General features: G+C 39.8%; 11 protein-coding genes and 1 rRNA gene. 2 read left to right on the top strand and 10 right to left on the bottom strand.

What is annotated here, in order from left to right; translation table 11 throughout:
- Positions 1–154 precede the first annotated feature (154 nt).
- The 9 genes from MKX57_RS01180 to hutH form a co-directional block, all read right to left on the bottom strand.
- Positions 155–1706 (bottom strand): 16S ribosomal RNA (locus MKX57_RS01180).
- A gap of 560 nt (positions 1707–2266) precedes the next feature.
- Complete coding sequence (locus MKX57_RS01175) at positions 2267–4120, bottom strand: SLC13 family permease (RefSeq protein ID WP_089986939.1); 1854 nt, start codon at positions 4118–4120, stop codon at positions 2267–2269.
- A gap of 148 nt (positions 4121–4268) precedes the next feature.
- Positions 4269–4883 carry a nicotinate-nucleotide adenylyltransferase gene (gene nadD / locus MKX57_RS01170; protein WP_089986936.1) on the bottom strand — a complete coding sequence of 205 codons (615 nt, stop codon included), beginning with the start codon at positions 4881–4883 and terminating at the stop codon, positions 4269–4271.
- Positions 4884–4905: 22 nt separating this feature from the next.
- Positions 4906–6387, bottom strand: a complete 1482-nt coding sequence (locus MKX57_RS01165; RefSeq protein ID WP_342531586.1) for a nicotinate phosphoribosyltransferase — start codon at positions 6385–6387, stop codon at positions 4906–4908.
- Between the two features lie 9 nt (positions 6388–6396).
- The gene (locus MKX57_RS01160; RefSeq protein WP_036220239.1) at positions 6397–6948 is read right to left on the bottom strand and encodes an isochorismatase family cysteine hydrolase; all 552 of its coding nucleotides are present in this window, start codon (positions 6946–6948) and stop codon (positions 6397–6399) included.
- Positions 6949–7031: 83 nt separating this feature from the next.
- A complete protein-coding gene (locus MKX57_RS01155) occupies positions 7032–7832 on the bottom strand; it encodes an NUDIX domain-containing protein (protein ID WP_089986934.1) in 801 nt (266 codons plus the stop codon).
- A 197-nt stretch (positions 7833–8029) separates the two neighbouring features.
- Positions 8030–9307, bottom strand: a complete 1278-nt coding sequence (hutI, locus tag MKX57_RS01150) for an imidazolonepropionase (RefSeq protein ID WP_089986933.1) — start codon at positions 9305–9307, stop codon at positions 8030–8032.
- On the bottom strand, positions 9304–10974 hold the full coding sequence (hutU, locus tag MKX57_RS01145; protein ID WP_089986932.1) for a urocanate hydratase: 1671 nt from the start codon (positions 10972–10974) through the stop codon (positions 9304–9306). The genes hutI and hutU overlap by 4 nt, the downstream gene beginning before the upstream one ends.
- A gap of 153 nt (positions 10975–11127) precedes the next feature.
- Complete coding sequence (gene hutH, locus MKX57_RS01140) at positions 11128–12642, bottom strand: histidine ammonia-lyase (protein WP_089986931.1); 1515 nt, start codon at positions 12640–12642, stop codon at positions 11128–11130.
- 276 nt (positions 12643–12918) lie between these two features.
- Between hutH and MKX57_RS01135 the strand changes: the two genes are divergently transcribed.
- The gene (locus MKX57_RS01135; protein WP_342550682.1) at positions 12919–14373 is read left to right on the top strand and encodes a helix-turn-helix domain-containing protein; all 1455 of its coding nucleotides are present in this window, start codon (positions 12919–12921) and stop codon (positions 14371–14373) included.
- Between the two features lie 307 nt (positions 14374–14680).
- Positions 14681–16186 (top strand): catalase, encoded by a 1506-nt coding sequence (locus MKX57_RS01130; RefSeq protein ID WP_239355356.1) that lies wholly within the window; start codon positions 14681–14683, stop codon positions 16184–16186.
- A gap of 210 nt (positions 16187–16396) precedes the next feature.
- On the opposite strand, the gene thiC is transcribed toward MKX57_RS01130, so the two are convergent.
- Positions 16397–18175, bottom strand: coding sequence for a phosphomethylpyrimidine synthase ThiC (gene thiC, locus MKX57_RS01125; protein ID WP_107922583.1), 1779 nt, complete (start codon positions 18173–18175; stop codon positions 16397–16399).
- Positions 18176–18318: the final 143 nt, after the last annotated feature.

Raw genomic sequence — 18318 nt, 5'->3', positions numbered from 1 at the left:
AAAAATAAATGTGTTTGTTACTATTTCAATGTCGTTTTATCCAGTTTTCAAAGAACAAGTTTTGAAGTATTTCATTCAGAAGAATGAACCTTCAAAACTGAACGCAAAACGTAATCTTACAAACCCAAGGTTTGTATTCCGAAAATATCCTTAGAAAGGAGGTGATCCAGCCGCACCTTCCGATACGGCTACCTTGTTACGACTTCACCCCAATCATCTATCCCACCTTCGGCGGCTGGCTCCAAAAGGTTACCTCACCGACTTCGGGTGTTACAAACTCTCGTGGTGTGACGGGCGGTGTGTACAAGGCCCGGGAACGTATTCACCGCGGCATGCTGATCCGCGATTACTAGCGATTCCGGCTTCATGTAGGCGAGTTGCAGCCTACAATCCGAACTGAGAACGACTTTATCGGATTAGCTCCCTCTCGCGAGTTGGCAACCGTTTGTATCGTCCATTGTAGCACGTGTGTAGCCCAGGTCATAAGGGGCATGATGATTTGACGTCATCCCCACCTTCCTCCGGTTTGTCACCGGCAGTCACCTTAGAGTGCCCAACTAAATGATGGCAACTAAGATCAAGGGTTGCGCTCGTTGCGGGACTTAACCCAACATCTCACGACACGAGCTGACGACAACCATGCACCACCTGTCACCGTTGCCCCCGAAGGGGAAACTATATCTCTACAGTGGTCAACGGGATGTCAAGACCTGGTAAGGTTCTTCGCGTTGCTTCGAATTAAACCACATGCTCCACCGCTTGTGCGGGCCCCCGTCAATTCCTTTGAGTTTCAGTCTTGCGACCGTACTCCCCAGGCGGAGTGCTTAATGCGTTAGCTGCAGCACTAAGGGGCGGAAACCCCCTAACACTTAGCACTCATCGTTTACGGCGTGGACTACCAGGGTATCTAATCCTGTTTGCTCCCCACGCTTTCGCGCCTCAGTGTCAGTTACAGACCAGATAGTCGCCTTCGCCACTGGTGTTCCTCCAAATCTCTACGCATTTCACCGCTACACTTGGAATTCCACTATCCTCTTCTGCACTCAAGTCTCCCAGTTTCCAATGACCCTCCACGGTTGAGCCGTGGGCTTTCACATCAGACTTAAGAAACCACCTGCGCGCGCTTTACGCCCAATAATTCCGGACAACGCTTGCCACCTACGTATTACCGCGGCTGCTGGCACGTAGTTAGCCGTGGCTTTCTAATAAGGTACCGTCAAGGTACAGCCAGTTACTACTGTACTTGTTCTTCCCTTACAACAGAGTTTTACGAACCGAAATCCTTCTTCACTCACGCGGCGTTGCTCCATCAGGCTTTCGCCCATTGTGGAAGATTCCCTACTGCTGCCTCCCGTAGGAGTCTGGGCCGTGTCTCAGTCCCAGTGTGGCCGATCACCCTCTCAGGTCGGCTACGCATCGTCGCCTTGGTGAGCCGTTACCTCACCAACTAGCTAATGCGCCGCGGGCCCATCCTATAGCGACAGCCGAAACCGTCTTTCAGTGTTTCACCATGAGGTGAAACAGATTATTCGGTATTAGCCCCGGTTTCCCGGAGTTATCCCAAACTATAAGGTAGGTTGCCCACGTGTTACTCACCCGTCCGCCGCTAACGTCGAAGGAGCAAGCTCCTTCTCTGTTCGCTCGACTTGCATGTATTAGGCACGCCGCCAGCGTTCGTCCTGAGCCAGGATCAAACTCTCCATAAAAGAAATTTGATTAGCTCAAATTGTTTTGCTGGCATCAATTTTGATGTCCAAAATTTTGTTTTGTTCACTAGCTAAGCTAGTTACTTAAAACTTTATTGATTACGTTTTGCTTGTTCAGTTTTCAAGGTTCATGTTTTGCTTTGTTTTAGCGTGTCACCGTGGCGACTTGTATAATACTACACCCTTATTTTTAAAAGGTCAACACTTTTTCAAAAAAAGTTTAACTTTTTTTCTCGACATAGAATTACTTCCTATATTAATAATCAAAATAAACCTTTGACTACAAATAATATTTTCACCCTTAAGGTTTATGTTATACCACTAATTAAAATATAATTTTATCATATCTTACAAGAAAAAATTAATAGATTTTTTTTGATAGCAGGAAAAAAATCGATATTAAACCGATCTTTCAGTATGTAGATGCAGTTTTTTATATAAAGGTGAACTGGAATGAGGGGCACTACACTCCTAAATGGAGTCAACGACTTTACTTGATTTCAAAAAAGACTATAGATAAACTCAAAAGTTTGAGTTTATCTATAGTCTTAAACTGAATTTTATAATGGGAAAAAGAATGGGATAGTTATCATCATGACAATAAACATAACAATTTGTAACGGTATCCCTATTCTTACAAAGTCCATAAATTTATAGCCCCCAGCTGTCATTACCAGCGCATTAGTTGGGGATGCAATTGGTGTGGCAAACGCCATACTCGCGGCTACTGCTACTGCAATCATAAATGTTGTAGGATTAACCTCCATTGCTATTGCAGCACTCATAGCTATTGGTGCAAACAATACAGCCGTCGCCGTATTACTAATAAATTGTCCAAAGACAGCTGTCAAAATATAAACACCTATGAGGACACCATAGGGACCATAGTCACCAAGAACTTTAATAATCCCGTCAGATAATATAGCCATGCCTCCTGTTTTTTCTAACGCTGTCGCCATTGGTAGCATAGCGGCCACTAGCACTATACTTTCAAAATTCATATTGCTATACGCATCTTCCATGTTCCGTAAGCAACCAGTTAATATCATTAAAACGGCACCAATCATAACAGAAATAACAGCAGGGAAAATTTCAAATGCCATTAACATAATCATAAACAGCATAATAATCCCCGCAATACCAGCTTTTCCTGTTGCCGCTGCTACACTCGCGTGTTCTTTTGGCTGACCCACAACCACAACATCTTGGGTCTCTCTCGCTAATAAAAGAATTTCATCCCAAGCTCCTTGCACTAAAATAGCGTCTCCAAATTTCAACTTATGCGAAACCATGTCTTGGAGTTTATAACCACCCTTACGATTAATACCAATTATATTTAGATTGTATTTTTCTCTAAACCCTAACGAACTAACTGTTTCATTGATAAAGCTTGAATTTGGCGTAAGCAATACCTCTGCAATACCGAGGTGCTTCGAAACCAATTCATCAGCTTCCCCTTCTACTAATCCTTGCATCTCGAGGTGATAATCCTCAACAAAGTGACGAATATCCGCTTCTTCCCCTTGAACATACAGCTCGTCCTTTGCATGAATCACACTTGTGGGACCAGCCATTTCTTGATACGTCATAGGTAGTAAATTGATACCTTCTTGTGACTTGCGATGAATTTTCATCATACAGAGCGTGTACTTGGCTGGTAGCTTTAACTCTGCTAACGACGTTTCAATAATAGGTGATTCTTCTGGAACAGAAATTTTGAATAGTCGATTATTTAAATCATATTGCTTTATGATTTTCTTGGGTGAAAGCTTATAGCCCTCATTTGTTTGCGTACGATGTTGATCTTTCGGTAACAGAATATTGCGCACAAGTACTAGATAAGCAATTCCTGCAATCATACCCACTATACCAATTGGAGTTATCTCAAAAAATCCAAGTTTGCTATATCCTCTATCTACCAATAACTGACTGACAATTAAATTGGTTGGGGACGCAATCAACGTCATAAGACCCGATAGACTAGCTACGTATGAGAGTGGCAATAAAAATTTAGAAGGGCTGACCTTCATACTAATCGCTATACTTACAACTATTGGCATCATTAATGCGACAGTACCTGTATTGCTCATAAATGCACCGACAGATCCAACAATGATGAGTAGTAATACAAATAGTTTCAACTCACTATTGCCCGACCATTTAAGTAATAACTGTCCTGCCATTCCCGCAAGACCTGTGCGTAATATTCCTGCACCCACGACGAAAAGCCCTGCAATCATTAAAACTACAGAGTTTGAAAATCCAGCTAATGCCTCTGTGGGCGTTAGAATATCTGTAATAACAAATGCTAAAAGTGACACAATTGCTACAAGATCTGCTCGTATTTTATTGGTCACAAATGCGAAAATTGTTGCACCTAAAATAAGAAATGTTAATGTAAGCTGCACATTCATGAATTCCTTTCTAACATTAATCATTAAAATTTTTGACAGCAAAAAAGCCGTCACCATTGCTATTTCTATTATAGCTTACGAATGGCTAGAAATAGTAAAAGTCACCATCTTTTCAAAATTAAAATAAGTGTGGCATGCAACCACACTTTTATTTCTTATATAGATGATGTTCTTTAATATAGTCATAACAAGCATTGGGCAAAAGATATCTTGGCTCTCCACCCATCGCAAATTCTTCCCGAATATAGGTAGAGCTAATTTCCATGGCTAAGCCCTTATCAATAAGATGAAATCTCCCATCATCATTATTTCTTAAAATCGGGGATCGGCTAATTGTTGATAGCATATCAACCCCATGCCTCGCCATAACTATGAATTTATTTTCGGTAACTAATGCGTCTCCCTTTTTCCATAGTCCTGCTCCAATGTCTACTAATAAATCTGCGCCCATAATAAAGTGGATTTCATCTTCTGGATGTTTTTCCCTAAAGTATTTCATCGTGTCATACGTGTAAATATTCCATCCCTCTTGATCCATCTCATAGGAATCTGCTATAAAACGATCATCCTTAGCAATTGCTAAATGTAGCATATTCCACCGATGCTTATCTTCTGTTTTTATAGTTTTATCTTTTCGCTTATTTGAACAGGGTAAAAATATGACCTTATCTAATTTACAACGGTGTGCAACCGTGCTAGCAGTCCAAAGATGAACATTGGTGATAGGATCAAAGGATGAACCATAAATACCTATTCTCGCCATCGTATCTTCCTCCTGTCATTTTTTATCTAGTATCCATCTTCTTCGAAATTTTTTCTTTAATATCATGAATAATAGCTCTCTTGTGATCCCAGCAAGCCTGACTCAAATCAACTGGGTACTCTTCCGGGTTCATCGTTCGTTTGTACTCACACCATAATAATTTTAAATTTTTCTTTGCATATGCTTGTGTCTCTTGAATTGTAGGTTCCTCAAATACTACTTTCCCATTTTCTACAATGCTTTCATGTAACTCGATCGCTGTAAAATTCGTCACAAACTTAGTTATATACGTATGAACAGGGTGGAACATCTTTAATCGTTCTGTTTGCTGAATATTTTCCTCATCAAGGGCAATATAGTCACCTTCAGCATGACCATTCTCATTATTAACAATACGATAGACTCGTTTGCGCCCAGGAGTCGTCACCTTTTCTGGATTCGCAGAGATTTTTATAGTATCAACCATTTCCCCATTTTCATTTTCAATAGAGACTAACTTGTATACTCCACCTAAAGCAGCTTGATCGTAGGCTGTAATTAGCTTCGTGCCGATTCCCCAAGCATCAATTTTCGCCCCTTGAGATTTTAAATGCATAATAGTATATTCGTCTAAATCATTGGATGCTATAATTTTTGTTTCCTTAAAGCCTGCATCATCTAGCATTTTTCTTGCTACCTTTGATAAATAGGCTAAATCACCACTGTCTAAACGGATACCAATAAAATTAATTTGATCTCCCAATTCCTTCGCTACTTTGATGGCATTCGGAACACCTGACCGTAACGTATCATAAGTATCTACTAAGAATACACAGTCTTTATGTGCAGCTGCATATTTTTTAAACGCAGTATATTCATCTCTATAGGTTTGAATCATAGCATGCGCATGTGTTCCTGAAACTGGAATACCAAATAATTTACCTGCACGCACATTACTTGTTGCAGAAAAGCCACCGATATAAGCAGCACGAGTTCCCCAAATTGCCGCATCGAATTCGTGAGCACGACGGGTTCCAAACTCCATCACAACATCCTCACCCGTCACTTCTTTAATACGCGAAGCTTTCGTCGCGATTAGCGTTTGGAAATTAACAATATTTAGCAAGGGGGTTTCTATTAATTGCGCTTCAGCCAATGGTGCCTCGATTCGCAAAATAGGTTCATTGGCAAAAACCAACTCTCCTTCTCTCATCCCCCTTATAGTTCCTGTAAACTTTAGATTCTGGAGATAGTGGAGAAATTCCTCTGGATAGTTCCCTTCTTCACGCAAATATTCAATATCACTTTGAGAAAAACCAAAGTTATTAATAAACTCCATTACTTTTTTTAAGCCAGCGAATATCGCATAACCATTGCCAAATGGAAGTTTTCTAAAATACAGCTCAAAAACAGCCTTTCGTTGATGAACCGCGTCCTTCCAATAGGTCTGAACCATATTTATTTGGTATAAATCGGTGTGTAACATGAAACTATCATCTGCGTATTTCACGTCATTTCCCTCCATTCTTTACTATCAAATAACAGAGGCACCAAGTGTATGCTCAAAATGACTTAAAGCCCACTCATGTCCTGTTTGATTAAAGGATGCGACAGCGTTTTTATGAATGACAAGATCGAACCCTTTATTATAAGCATCTACAGCCGTATGAAGAACACAGATGTCTGTACAAACACCAATTAAATGAAGCTCTGTAATTCCTCTTTCACGCAATTTCAACTCCAAATCTGTCCCTGCAAAGGCCGAGTAACGAGTTTTATCTATATAATAGACATGTTCCAATTCTTGCTTACCTTCGTACAATGTTTTTAAAGCCCCGTATAAATCTCGCCCTTTGGTATGACGAATATTATGTGGAGGAAATAGCTTTGTTTCAGGATGATAAACATCTTCTTGCTCATGAACATCTATAGCGAATACTGTGAACTCATTATTTGAGATAAATTCACTTGTTAAATTAACAATCGCCTGCTCAAGCTGTTGTCCCGGCTCCCCACAAGTTAGAGCTCCATCAGTTGCAACAAAATCAACAGTGTAATCAATATTAATTAATGCTCTCTTTTTCATCGTTTTATCACTCCAATTTTTAATTAGTAATACTTAAATTACAAATTACTGTTTTTAAAGTTATCAGGAAAGACGAATCTTTCCTAATGATAAATCGATTCCACTACTTCAAAATCATTAAAAGTATACAGCTGTGATGGCCTAAACGAATTACGCTTTGTTTTCTTCGGTTTTCCTTCCACATCCACTACTTTTTCGATAAAAGGTAGTTTAGGTGCTTTTGTAAAAAATACAGAATCATTAGCGATTCGTGGATCGTCTTCAACTGTCAGTAGTACCCGTTGTAATTCTGATAAGGTAAACTCTTGTGGTAAAAAATTTTTAGCAACGGTTGTTTGCACCATGTCTTTTTTAATAAATTCGAGTGCATCTGCAATGATTTTACGATGATCAAAGGCTAGTTGAAGTGTAAATACATTTTCAATATCAAATAACTCTACATCATCTGCATCATCATTTGCTTGTCGCTGTTCCATATGCTCCTCAGGAACAATCGCATAAAAAGCATTTGAAATCATCCAGCCACGAGGATCTCGGTTGATATCATCGTAAACACCAAAGTGCTGAACATGTAACCCTTCTACATTCGTCTCTTCTTTTAACTCTCTTTTTGCTGCAATATAGGCTGATTCCTTTTGATGAGCATCTACAAACCCACCCGGAAGCGCCCATTTTCCACCTTCAATATTGGCATTTCCATCAGCATCTTTAGCAGCACGCTTAATTAACATAATTTTAAGTGTCATGTTCGGCGGTGCCTTTTCTTCTGTTTTCTCCGAAGTAATCGTAAAAATTGCGATATCTGCTGTGTATCCATCAGGTGTTTTATATTTTGAAGAATCATAATGCGCTAGCATTTCTTCTTCCGTCCGAAATTTTGACATCATATAACCCCTTTAATCATTACAAGGTTTCAGTAATTTGTAATCAATGAATTACTATTTAATTGAATTATAAACCCCTACCGAAAAAAATGCAACCTATTTATTTAGTACCTCAAAGAGCTATTATCATCAGATTTTTTTAATCAAAATAAAAAAGCATAAATAAAGCTTTTATGCCTTATTTATGCCCATTTACTTTATTGTTCTTTCAGCAAAATTCCATTTTGTACAACAACTTGCCCATTTTTAATAACTGTATTTGTATGGTTCATGCCATAGAAGTATTGTAATTGCTTATAATTAGCAACATCTAAAATAATAACATCCGCTTTTTTATCCACTTCAAGGGAACCTATTTGTTCGCCTCGATTCACTGCATACGCAGCATTAATTGTTGTTGCCGTTAGTACCTCCTCTAGTGTCATTCCCATATGCATGCAAGCTAAATTCATTATAAATGGTAGACTCATAGTCGGAGATGATCCTGGATTAAAGTCCGTTGAAATGGCTACAGGTACCCCTTCATCAATCATTAGACGGCCTCTTGCGAACGGAGCACGTAAAAAGAATGCAGTTCCTGGCAGCAAGACAGCAATTGTACCCGCTTCAGCCATTTTTTGAATACCTTCATCAGAGGCTACTAACAAATGCTCTGCCGAAATGGCTCCCACTTCTGCAGCAAGTTCAGCACCTTTATAAGGCTCAATTTCATCGGCATGTATTTTCGGTGTTAATCCAAGGGCTTTCCCAGCCTCTAAAATACGCTCAGATTGTTCTGGTGTAAAGACACCTTTTTCACAAAATACATCATTAAATTCAGCCAGTTCTAACTCTGCAACTTTTGGTAGCATTTCATGAATCAAAACATCCACAAACTCATCCTCACGCCCTTTATAGTCGCGAGGTACTGCATGTGCACCCATAAAAGTACTAATAACATCCATATCATGCGTTGCTTGCAACTTTTTCGCTACTTCAAGCTGCTTCTTTTCCGTCTCCCAATCCAATCCATAGCCTGATTTGGCTTCAACGGTTGTGACTCCATGCTTTAAAAATATATCTAAGTGCTTCCTTGTTTTTTCATACAACTCATCAAAGCTAGTTTCTCGTGTACGCTTTGTTGTAGCGTGAATGCCACCACCCGTATTCATAATTTCCATATAGGTAGAACCATTGAGCCGCATATTAAACTCTTCTTCACGGGTTCCTCCATGTACGAGATGTGTATGACAGTCCACTAACCCTGGCATAACGACCTTACCAGAAGCATCAATTGTAGTAGCCTTCTTCACTAGTTCAGGAAAATCTACCTCTAATTGCTCTAAAGCACCTACAGCAACAATTCGATCTTCTTCAATAAGAACACTACCATTTTCCACTATAGCAATTTCTTGCATTTGCTCCTTTGTGCGAGGTCCTCGTACATTATTTTTTAATGTAATCACTTCATTAGCATTTTTAATTAAGACAGTCACTTTACATCATCCTTTAACATTGGTATTTGCACACCTTTGTTTTTAGCTGTCCGAATAGCAATGTCATAGCCTGCATCTGCGTGACGAGCCACACCCATACCAGGGTCTGAAATTAATACGCGTGCAATTTTCTCTGCTGCTAGCTCCGATCCGTCCGCTACTAACACTTGCCCTGCATGCTGTGAATAGCCCATACCTACGCCACCACCATGGTGAACACTTACCCAGCTGGCGCCGCTTGCTGTATTAACTAGCGCATTTAAAATCGGCCAATCCGATACTGCATCTGAACCATCCAACATCCCTTCTGTTTCACGGTTTGGCGAAGCAACAGAACCTGAATCAAGATGATCACGACCAAAAACAATTGGAGCTGATAACTCACCATTCGCTACCATTTCATTTACTTTTAACGCAAAGCGATGACGGTCGCCATAGCCTAGCCAACAAATACGTGCAGGTAATCCTTGCCATTTAACCATTTTTTGTGCCATATCGATCCAATTAACTAGACCTTCATCTTCAGCGAACATCTCTTTCGCAAGTGCATCCGTTTTATAAATATCCTCAGGGTCTCCCGAAAGCGCAGCCCAGCGGAATGGCCCTTTCCCTTCACAGAACAACGGACGAATATAGGCTGGTACGAAGCCTGGGAAATCAAAAGCATTGGTTACGCCCATTTCTTTAGCATAGGCGCGAATATTATTGCCATAATCAAACACCTCTGCACCAGCCTCTTGGAACTCTAGCATTGTACGAACATGCTCTGCCATAGTTTCCTTAGCTCTTCGTTCATATGTTTTTACATCTGATTTACGAAGTGCTAATGCTTCCTCAAATGTCATGTTATTCGGTATATAGCCATTTATCGGGTCATGTGCAGAGGTTTGGTCTGTGACAAAGTCTGGAATGATCCCTCGATTCAACAGTTCACGATTGACGTCTGCACAATTTCCAACAAGGCCAATCGAGGCTGGTTCTTTTTGGTCACGTAATTTATTTACTAATGCAACCGCTTCATCCACAGTTTCTACAAGATAATCACAATAGCCCTCTTTTATTTTACGTTCAATGCGGGCACGCTCTACTTCTACAACTAGAATGACAGCGCCAGCCATTTTCCCCGCTAGAGGTTGTGCACCACTCATCCCACCCATACCACCTGTAAGGATGAATTTACCGCGTAAATCTGCAGAGCCAAATACTTTTTTCCCTGCTTCTACGAAGGATAAATAAGTACCTTGTAAAATACCTTGTGCGCCGATATAAATCCAGCTTCCAGCAGTCATTTGACCATACATCATTAAATCTCGATCTTCTAATTCATAGAAATGGTCCCAATTAGCCCACGCTGGTACAAGATTGGAATTGGCAATTAAAACACGCGGAGAATGTTCATGTGTACGGAATACAGCTACGGGCTTCCCTGATTGGATCAATAATGTCTCATCATTCTCTAGTTTTTTTAATGAAGCAATAATTTGCTCATAACTTTCCCAATTACGAGCTGCCTTTCCAATACCTCCGTAAACAATCAGCTCATCTGGATTCTCCGCTACTTCAGGATCAAGATTGTTCATCAGCATGCGCATCGCTGCTTCCTGTGTCCATCCTTTACAAGTTAGTTGATTCCCATGTGGTGCACGAATACTTGTTTTAAATACCATAAAAAAACACGCTCCTTTAAAATAATAAATACATTAATAATAAATAAAACTGAATATTCAGACATCAAAACGAATAATCCCTTATAAAGCAGAGGCGACTTAGAAAACCAAGTCTCGCCTCAGCTCTTCCAACTTAAAATCTTTTAAGCAACTTTACATATATTCCTTTACTAGAGCATCACTAGTTAATAAATACTCCGCCAACGCCTCAATTTCATCACCGATCGGCTGATCTGCTAATAGCGGTGGACAAAACTCACGAACTTTCTCTAAATACTTTCGTGTGGTTGGTGATAATTGTTCCTCCGCTTTATCTAAATAAATAGCCTGTGATGCACAAATCATTTCTATCGCTATAACTAGGGCAGCATTTCGGACAATCTGACGTACTTGACGAGCAGAAGTTGTCCCCATACTTACATGGTCTTCCTGATTCCCTGATGTAGGAATTGAATCTACACTAGAAGGATGAGCCAACACTTTATTTTCTGAGACAATGGATGCTGCTGTATATTGAGCAATCATCAGACCGCACTCAATCCCGGGGTTTGTCGCTAAAAATGGTGGTAACCCTTCATTTAATTGAGGATTCACCATTCGCTCTGTACGGCGTTCTGAAATATTAGCCCATTCACTTACCCCAATTTTTAAAAAGTCCATCGCTAAAGCAATTGGTTGACCATGAAAATGGCCACCTGATAGTACTTCACCGTTTTCTAAAACAATCGGATTATCGGTCGTGGCGTTCATTTCCGTTTGTACTCGGTTCTCCGCGTAAAAGAAAGACTGCCAGGAAGCACCGTGCACTTGTGGAATACAGCGCAGTGAATATGCATCCTGCATACGAATTTCTCCTTGCTTTGTCACTCGCTTACTTCCCTCAAGCCACTTACGAATACGACCGCCAACAAGCTCTAACTCAGGATGTGGCCTTACCGCTAAAAGGGCTGGGTCAAACGCAGATGTGATTCCCTTCAATGCTTCTAGTGTTAAACTAGCAGCCATATCCGCCGCAAGCCCAATTCTTTCAGCCTCATTAACGGTTAAGACACCGATTCCTGTCATAGCCTGTGTACCGTTTACAAGTGCCAGCCCCTCTTTAGCTTGTAGTCGAACAGGTGATAATCCCGCTTGCTGTAACGCCTCACTACCACTCATCACTTCTCCATTAAACTCAGCCTTACCTTCTCCCACTAGGACTAAAGCTAAATGTGATAATGGCGCTAAATCTCCACTTGCTCCAACCGAACCTTGTGACGGGACAATTGGGTGTACGCCTTTATTAATAAAATCTAATAAAAGCTGTACCGTTTCCTCACGAATACCTGAAAATCCACGAGCTAAGGCATTTGCACGTAAAACCATCATGGCACGTACAACATCAGTAGGAAACGGCTGGCCCACACCTGTTGCATCCGATCGTAATAAGTTCAGTTGCAATAGCTCAATATCGTCTTCCTCAATTTTTATATTGCTTAGTTTGCCAAAACCTGTATTCACACCATAAATCGTTTGTCCCTCCGCTAAGCGCTTTTCGATCCGTTCCCTACTTAAACGAATACGTTCTATACTATCTGTAGCAAGTGCAACTGTTGCATGCCCTTTAGCGATTTCCTCAATTTGTTGTCTTGTTAATGTATTGCCATCAAGCTCGATGATCGACTTCACATGACATCCCCCTATTCCCTTTATGGCTTATGTAAAATTCATTTTAACGTAATCACTAAAACATCCGCATTCAACTACTTTAAGCGTTTACATTGTAAATGAGTGTCCTGCTGAATGATGGTTAATTACTCTATTTCCATTGTACTAACTACCTTTTTCAGAATATAGAGAATTTTAAAAGAGAAAACATGATTTTTTTCAGATTCCTATGTTATTTTTAATAATATAATCGTATTTTTATATGAAACTAGAATATTATAAGCGAGGTTAGATGTTATGAAGCTGTTATTAATCGATCGAGACCCCACTGAACTAGCAGGCATTAAGTGGTTTTTACATACCTATTTTCCAGGCGATGTTCTCATTGACATGTGCACGACTATTTCAGATGTACCTCAATACATCCGTCAATTTGAACCGGATGCCATACTGTTAAATATCGACATGATCCCTAATAATCGCTTAACTTCTCTTTATCGAGATCTACAAAAACTTGCAGGTGCTATTTTAGCCGTAACAACAGAACCCTTATTTAAAAACGCATTGAAAGCCATTGATTTACAGGTAGCTCATCTGTTTGTAAAGCCCATTGATTTAGAAGTATTAAAGCAAAAACTGACAGGCATTTCCTTGCGCTCACCACAAAATACAGATTATGCCCAGGAGGCTGCAAATGAATCATTTTATAATCATTTATTTTTGGATACGAAATCAAACTCTATTGAAACTGGCATTTACTTTACAATAATTGAACCTGAGCACACTGAAACCTATAACAAGCTTTACAATTGGCTTCAACAAACATCTATTCACTTCCATATGAAAACCTATCCTTTATCGAATAGAATCGTCTGCCTTTTTCAAACGCAAGACATAAAGCTGGTAGAGAAGGATGTACGTACTCTTATGAAGGAATGGCGTTTGTTTAGCAATAGTTCTTTAAATATCGGGATATATGATGGACCGACTACAAGCATTAAAAATATGTATACATTAACAAAGCGTACACTTCATCAAAGTTTTTACGAAGGATTCGGGCATATTTTTTACGCAAGTAAACAATTTGAAATACACCCCTTCGATCCATTACTAACACCAGAGGAACAACAATTATTAATAAGTAGCCTGGAGGAGGGTAATCTCGAAGCCGTAAAAACATTTTTATATCGACTTTCTAATGAAGGCATCTATTACGAGCAGGATGACCTACGCATCCATCTAACAAGTGTGTTAGCACAAATTCGGCGCTTTATGTTGAAATATAAACTACACGAAAAAGCAGTCATTGAACAAAACTACCGCCAGCTATTCCATTTAATTATTGAGCATCCTATTTTTTATACGATTCTCAATGGCATTATTTCTTTCACACAGAGATTAATAGAGCTATCCCGTGAAGCCCGCATGGAGAAAAGAGCCGATTATGTTGAGCTCGCTTTAGAAATTATTGATCAGCAATTTAAAGATAGTTCCTTGTCTCTTCCCTTTGTCGCCCGTAAGCTTGGCATCAGCCCCAATTATTTAAGTACGATTTTTTCGAAGAAACAGGGCTTGCCATTTAAGCGCTATATACAGCAAGTTAGAATTCAAAACGCTAGTAAGATGCTAGTAGAAACAGATTTTGCAATTAGTGAGATTGCTCATTTAAACGGTTTTGATGATCCAAATTATTTTATTAAAATATTTAAACAACAAATCGGTATGACTCCCCATCGATACCGAAAAAACTAAAAAGAATGTTGCATATAATTTTCAATTAGTTATTTTCATTTTCAATAAAGGCTTGTGTTATGGGTGTTAATTCTTTTACTTCTTTTCTTTTACAGTATAAATACTGTTTATATATAGTTTATTTAACAAGAAATTTAGGACGAGGATTAAGCATAAATAGGCTCTTCGGTGCATATATTTATATTTTATATCTTACTATAAAAATTCTTTAACGATAATTATTATAATGTACTAGCAATTCTATTTTATATTTGTTATAGTTATAGACGAAGAGTTTGACTTATATTATTTTCAGGAGGTAACTAATATGACAAACGCAAATGATCGTAGCCGTCGTTTTACAACAGCAGGTGGTGCTCCAGTAGTAAGTAACCATGACTCTATGTCAGCAGGTCCACGCGGCCCTCTATTACTTCAAGATGTATGGCTAGTTGAAAAATTAGCAAACTTCAATCGTGAAGTAATCCCTGAACGTCGTATGCATGCGAAAGGTTCAGGTGCATTTGGTACTTTTACTGTAACGCACGATATAACTCAATATACAAAAGCTAAAATCTTCTCAGAAGTGGGCCAGAAAACTGATATGTTCGCACGATTCTCCACAGTTGCTGGTGAGCGTGGTGCAGCAGATGCTGAGCGCGATATCCGCGGCTTTGCCCTTAAGTTCTATACTGAAGAAGGCAACTGGGATTTAGTAGGAAACAATACACCAGTATTTTTCTTCCGTGATCCACTACACTTTACAGATTTAAACCACGTGGTCAAACGTGATCCACGTACAAATATGAAAAACGCTAATTCTAACTGGGATTTCTGGACTCTATTACCAGAAGCACTTCACCAAGTTACAATTGTAATGTCCGACCGTGGTATTCCAACTGGTTACCGTAATATGCACGGATTTGGTTCTCACACATATAGCTTTATCAATGCTGATAATGAGCGTGTTTGGGTTAAATTCCACTTCCGTACAGAACAAGGCATTAAAAATTTAACAGGTGATGAAGCAACTGAGGTAATCGGTCAAGACCGTGAATCTTCACAACGTGATTTATATGAAGCCATCGAAAAAGGCGATTTCCCTAAATGGAAAATGTATATTCAGGTTATGACAGAGGAGCAAGCTCGTGAGCTACCATACAACCCATTCGATTTAACAAAAGTATGGTATAAAAAAGATTTCCCATTAATTCCTGTAGGTGAGTTTGAGTTAAATAAAAACCCGGACAACTACTTTGCAGAAGTGGAACAAGCTGCCTTTGCACCATCTAACATCGTCCCTGGTATTAGCTTCTCACCAGATAAAATGTTACAAGGTCGTATCTTTGCCTATGCGGATGCACAACGCTACCGTTTAGGTGTAAACCACTATATGCTTCCTGTTAACGCACCAAAATGTCCATTCCGTACTTTCCACCGAGATGGCTCTATGCGTTTTGACGGCAACCTTGGATCAACACTAGGCTATGAACCAAATAGCTATGGTGAATGGGAACATAATTTAGACCATAAAGAGCCTGAGTTACACATCGATGGTCATGCAGGAATTCATGATTTCCGTGAAGACGATAGTAATTACTTCGAGCAACCAGGTAAACTTTTCCGCCTAATGACTGCGAAAGAACAACAACGTCTATTTGAAAATACGGCTAATGATATGGCTTCTGTTGAGGAATTCATCAAACGCCGTCACATTCTTCACTGCTATTTAGCTGATCCAGCATATGGTGAAGGTGTTGCAAAAGCAATGGGTCTTTCATTAGAAGGTATGGATCTTACAAATCCATACGTAAAACAACCAACAAACGTTTAATATTCCACTTATTATTGATATCCAAATCCAACTTTTACTCCATGTGAATGTATAATTCACGTGGAGCTTTTTTGTATTCGTCTAGGTTCAAGCGTTCACTTCTATTTGCAAATGCATATATTACTTTTATTCATCTCCCCTATTAAGTTGTGAAACCAACATAAAAAAAAGGCTTGTGTCTAGTAAATAAACACAAGCCTCGCACTATTATTATTGATAGATTTGACTACCTGCCTTTTTAAACTCCGCTGACTTTTCCCTCATACCTTCATGGATGGCTTCTGTTGTATTTAAATCCTTTTCTTTAGCATAATTACGAATATCCTGGGAAATTCTCATGCTACAAAATTTAGGCCCGCACATTGAACAAAAATGAGCCGTTTTGGCTCCTTCTGCTGGCAATGTTTCATCATGATATTCTACTGCACGCTCTGGATCAAGAGAAAGGTTAAATTGATCGCGCCAGCGGAACTCAAAACGCGCTTTTGACAGTGCATCATCCCGTTGCTGTGCACCTGGGTGACCCTTTGCTAAATCTGCAGCATGTGCAGCAATTTTATAAGTAATAACCCCTACTCGAACATCCTCCCTATTAGGTAAACCTAAATGTTCCTTCGGTGTCACGTAGCAGAGCATAGCAGTTCCAAACCAACCAATCATCGCCGCTCCAATAGCAGATGTAATATGGTCATAACCTGGCGCAATATCTGTTGTCAATGGACCTAATGTATAGAAGGGAGCTTCCTTACAAACCTCTAATTGCTTGTCCATATTTTCTTTAATCAAATGCATTGGAACATGACCTGGCCCTTCCACCATTACTTGAACATCATGCTTCCATGCGATTTGCGTTAATTCGCCTAATGTTTCCAGCTCCGCGAATTGTGCTTCATCGTTAGCATCCGCAATTGACCCTGGGCGTAAGCCATCTCCTAATGAGAAGGCTACATCATAAGCTTTCATAATTTCGCATATTTCCTCAAAATGAGTATAGAGGAAGTTCTCTTGATGATGGTATAAGCACCACTGCGCCATAATGGACCCACCCCGAGACACAATACCCGTTACACGGTTTGCGGTAAGAGGGACATAACGTAAAAGGACACCTGCATGAATAGTGAAATAATCTACCCCTTGCTCCGCTTGTTCAATAAGCGTATCACGGTACACCTCCCACGTTAAATCCTCAGCCACACCATTCACTTTTTCTAATGCCTGATAAATTGGTACTGTCCCAACGGGTACTGCAGCATTTCGAATAATCCATTCTCTCGTTGTATGAATATGCTTGCCAGTTGATAGATCCATAATATTATCAGCGCCCCAGCGTGTAGCCCATGTCATTTTTTCGACCTCCTCTGCAATCGAGGATGATACGGCTGAATTTCCAATGTTCGCATTAATTTTCACATGGAAATTACGACCGATAATCATTGGCTCTGCCTCTGGATGATTAATATTGGAAGGCATAATAGCTCGGCCTGCTGCAATCTCTGAACGTACGAAATCTGGGTCCATATTTTCGCGTATCGCTACAAATTCCATCTCAGGTGTAATAATTCCCTTTCTAGCATAATGAAGCTGTGTGACATTTCTACCCTTCTTTGCACGTAAAGGCTTTCTCACCAATTCCGGAAAGACATTTTCATGGATACGTGGATCATCAGCACGACGAAAACCATTATCCTCAGGTTTAATCGTACGTCCTCCGTATTCCTCAACATCCCCTCGCTCTTGTATCCAAGGACTTCTTAAAGCAGGTAAGCCTTTTGTAATATCCACACGAAAGGAAGGATCTGTATATGGTCCACTCGTATCATACACTCGAATCGGGGCATTTTCTTCATCTCCAAAGCTACCAGTCGTCGGACTTAATGCAATTTCACGCATTGGTACTAATATATCTGGACGAGATCCTTCCACATAAACCTTTTTACTTCCTTCAAAGTTAGACATAATCGTAATGTTCTTTTCACTAATTGCTGACATGAGCTACTTCTCTCCCTTAAATATATTTTAGGCAAGGACCGAATCTAGCTCACCCAACAATCAAATAAAATAAATAAAGGCCGAATCCAAAATAATAATTGGATCCGGCCATGAATGTAAAGGGTCTATTGATTGCACGTAAT

This window comes from Lysinibacillus sp. FSL M8-0216, from assembly GCF_038595555.1.
GTDB lineage: Bacteria > Bacillota > Bacilli > Bacillales_A > Planococcaceae > Lysinibacillus > Lysinibacillus fusiformis.
The sequence above is the reverse complement of the archived record's forward strand: the minus strand, read 5'-3'. Positions and strand labels throughout refer to the sequence as shown.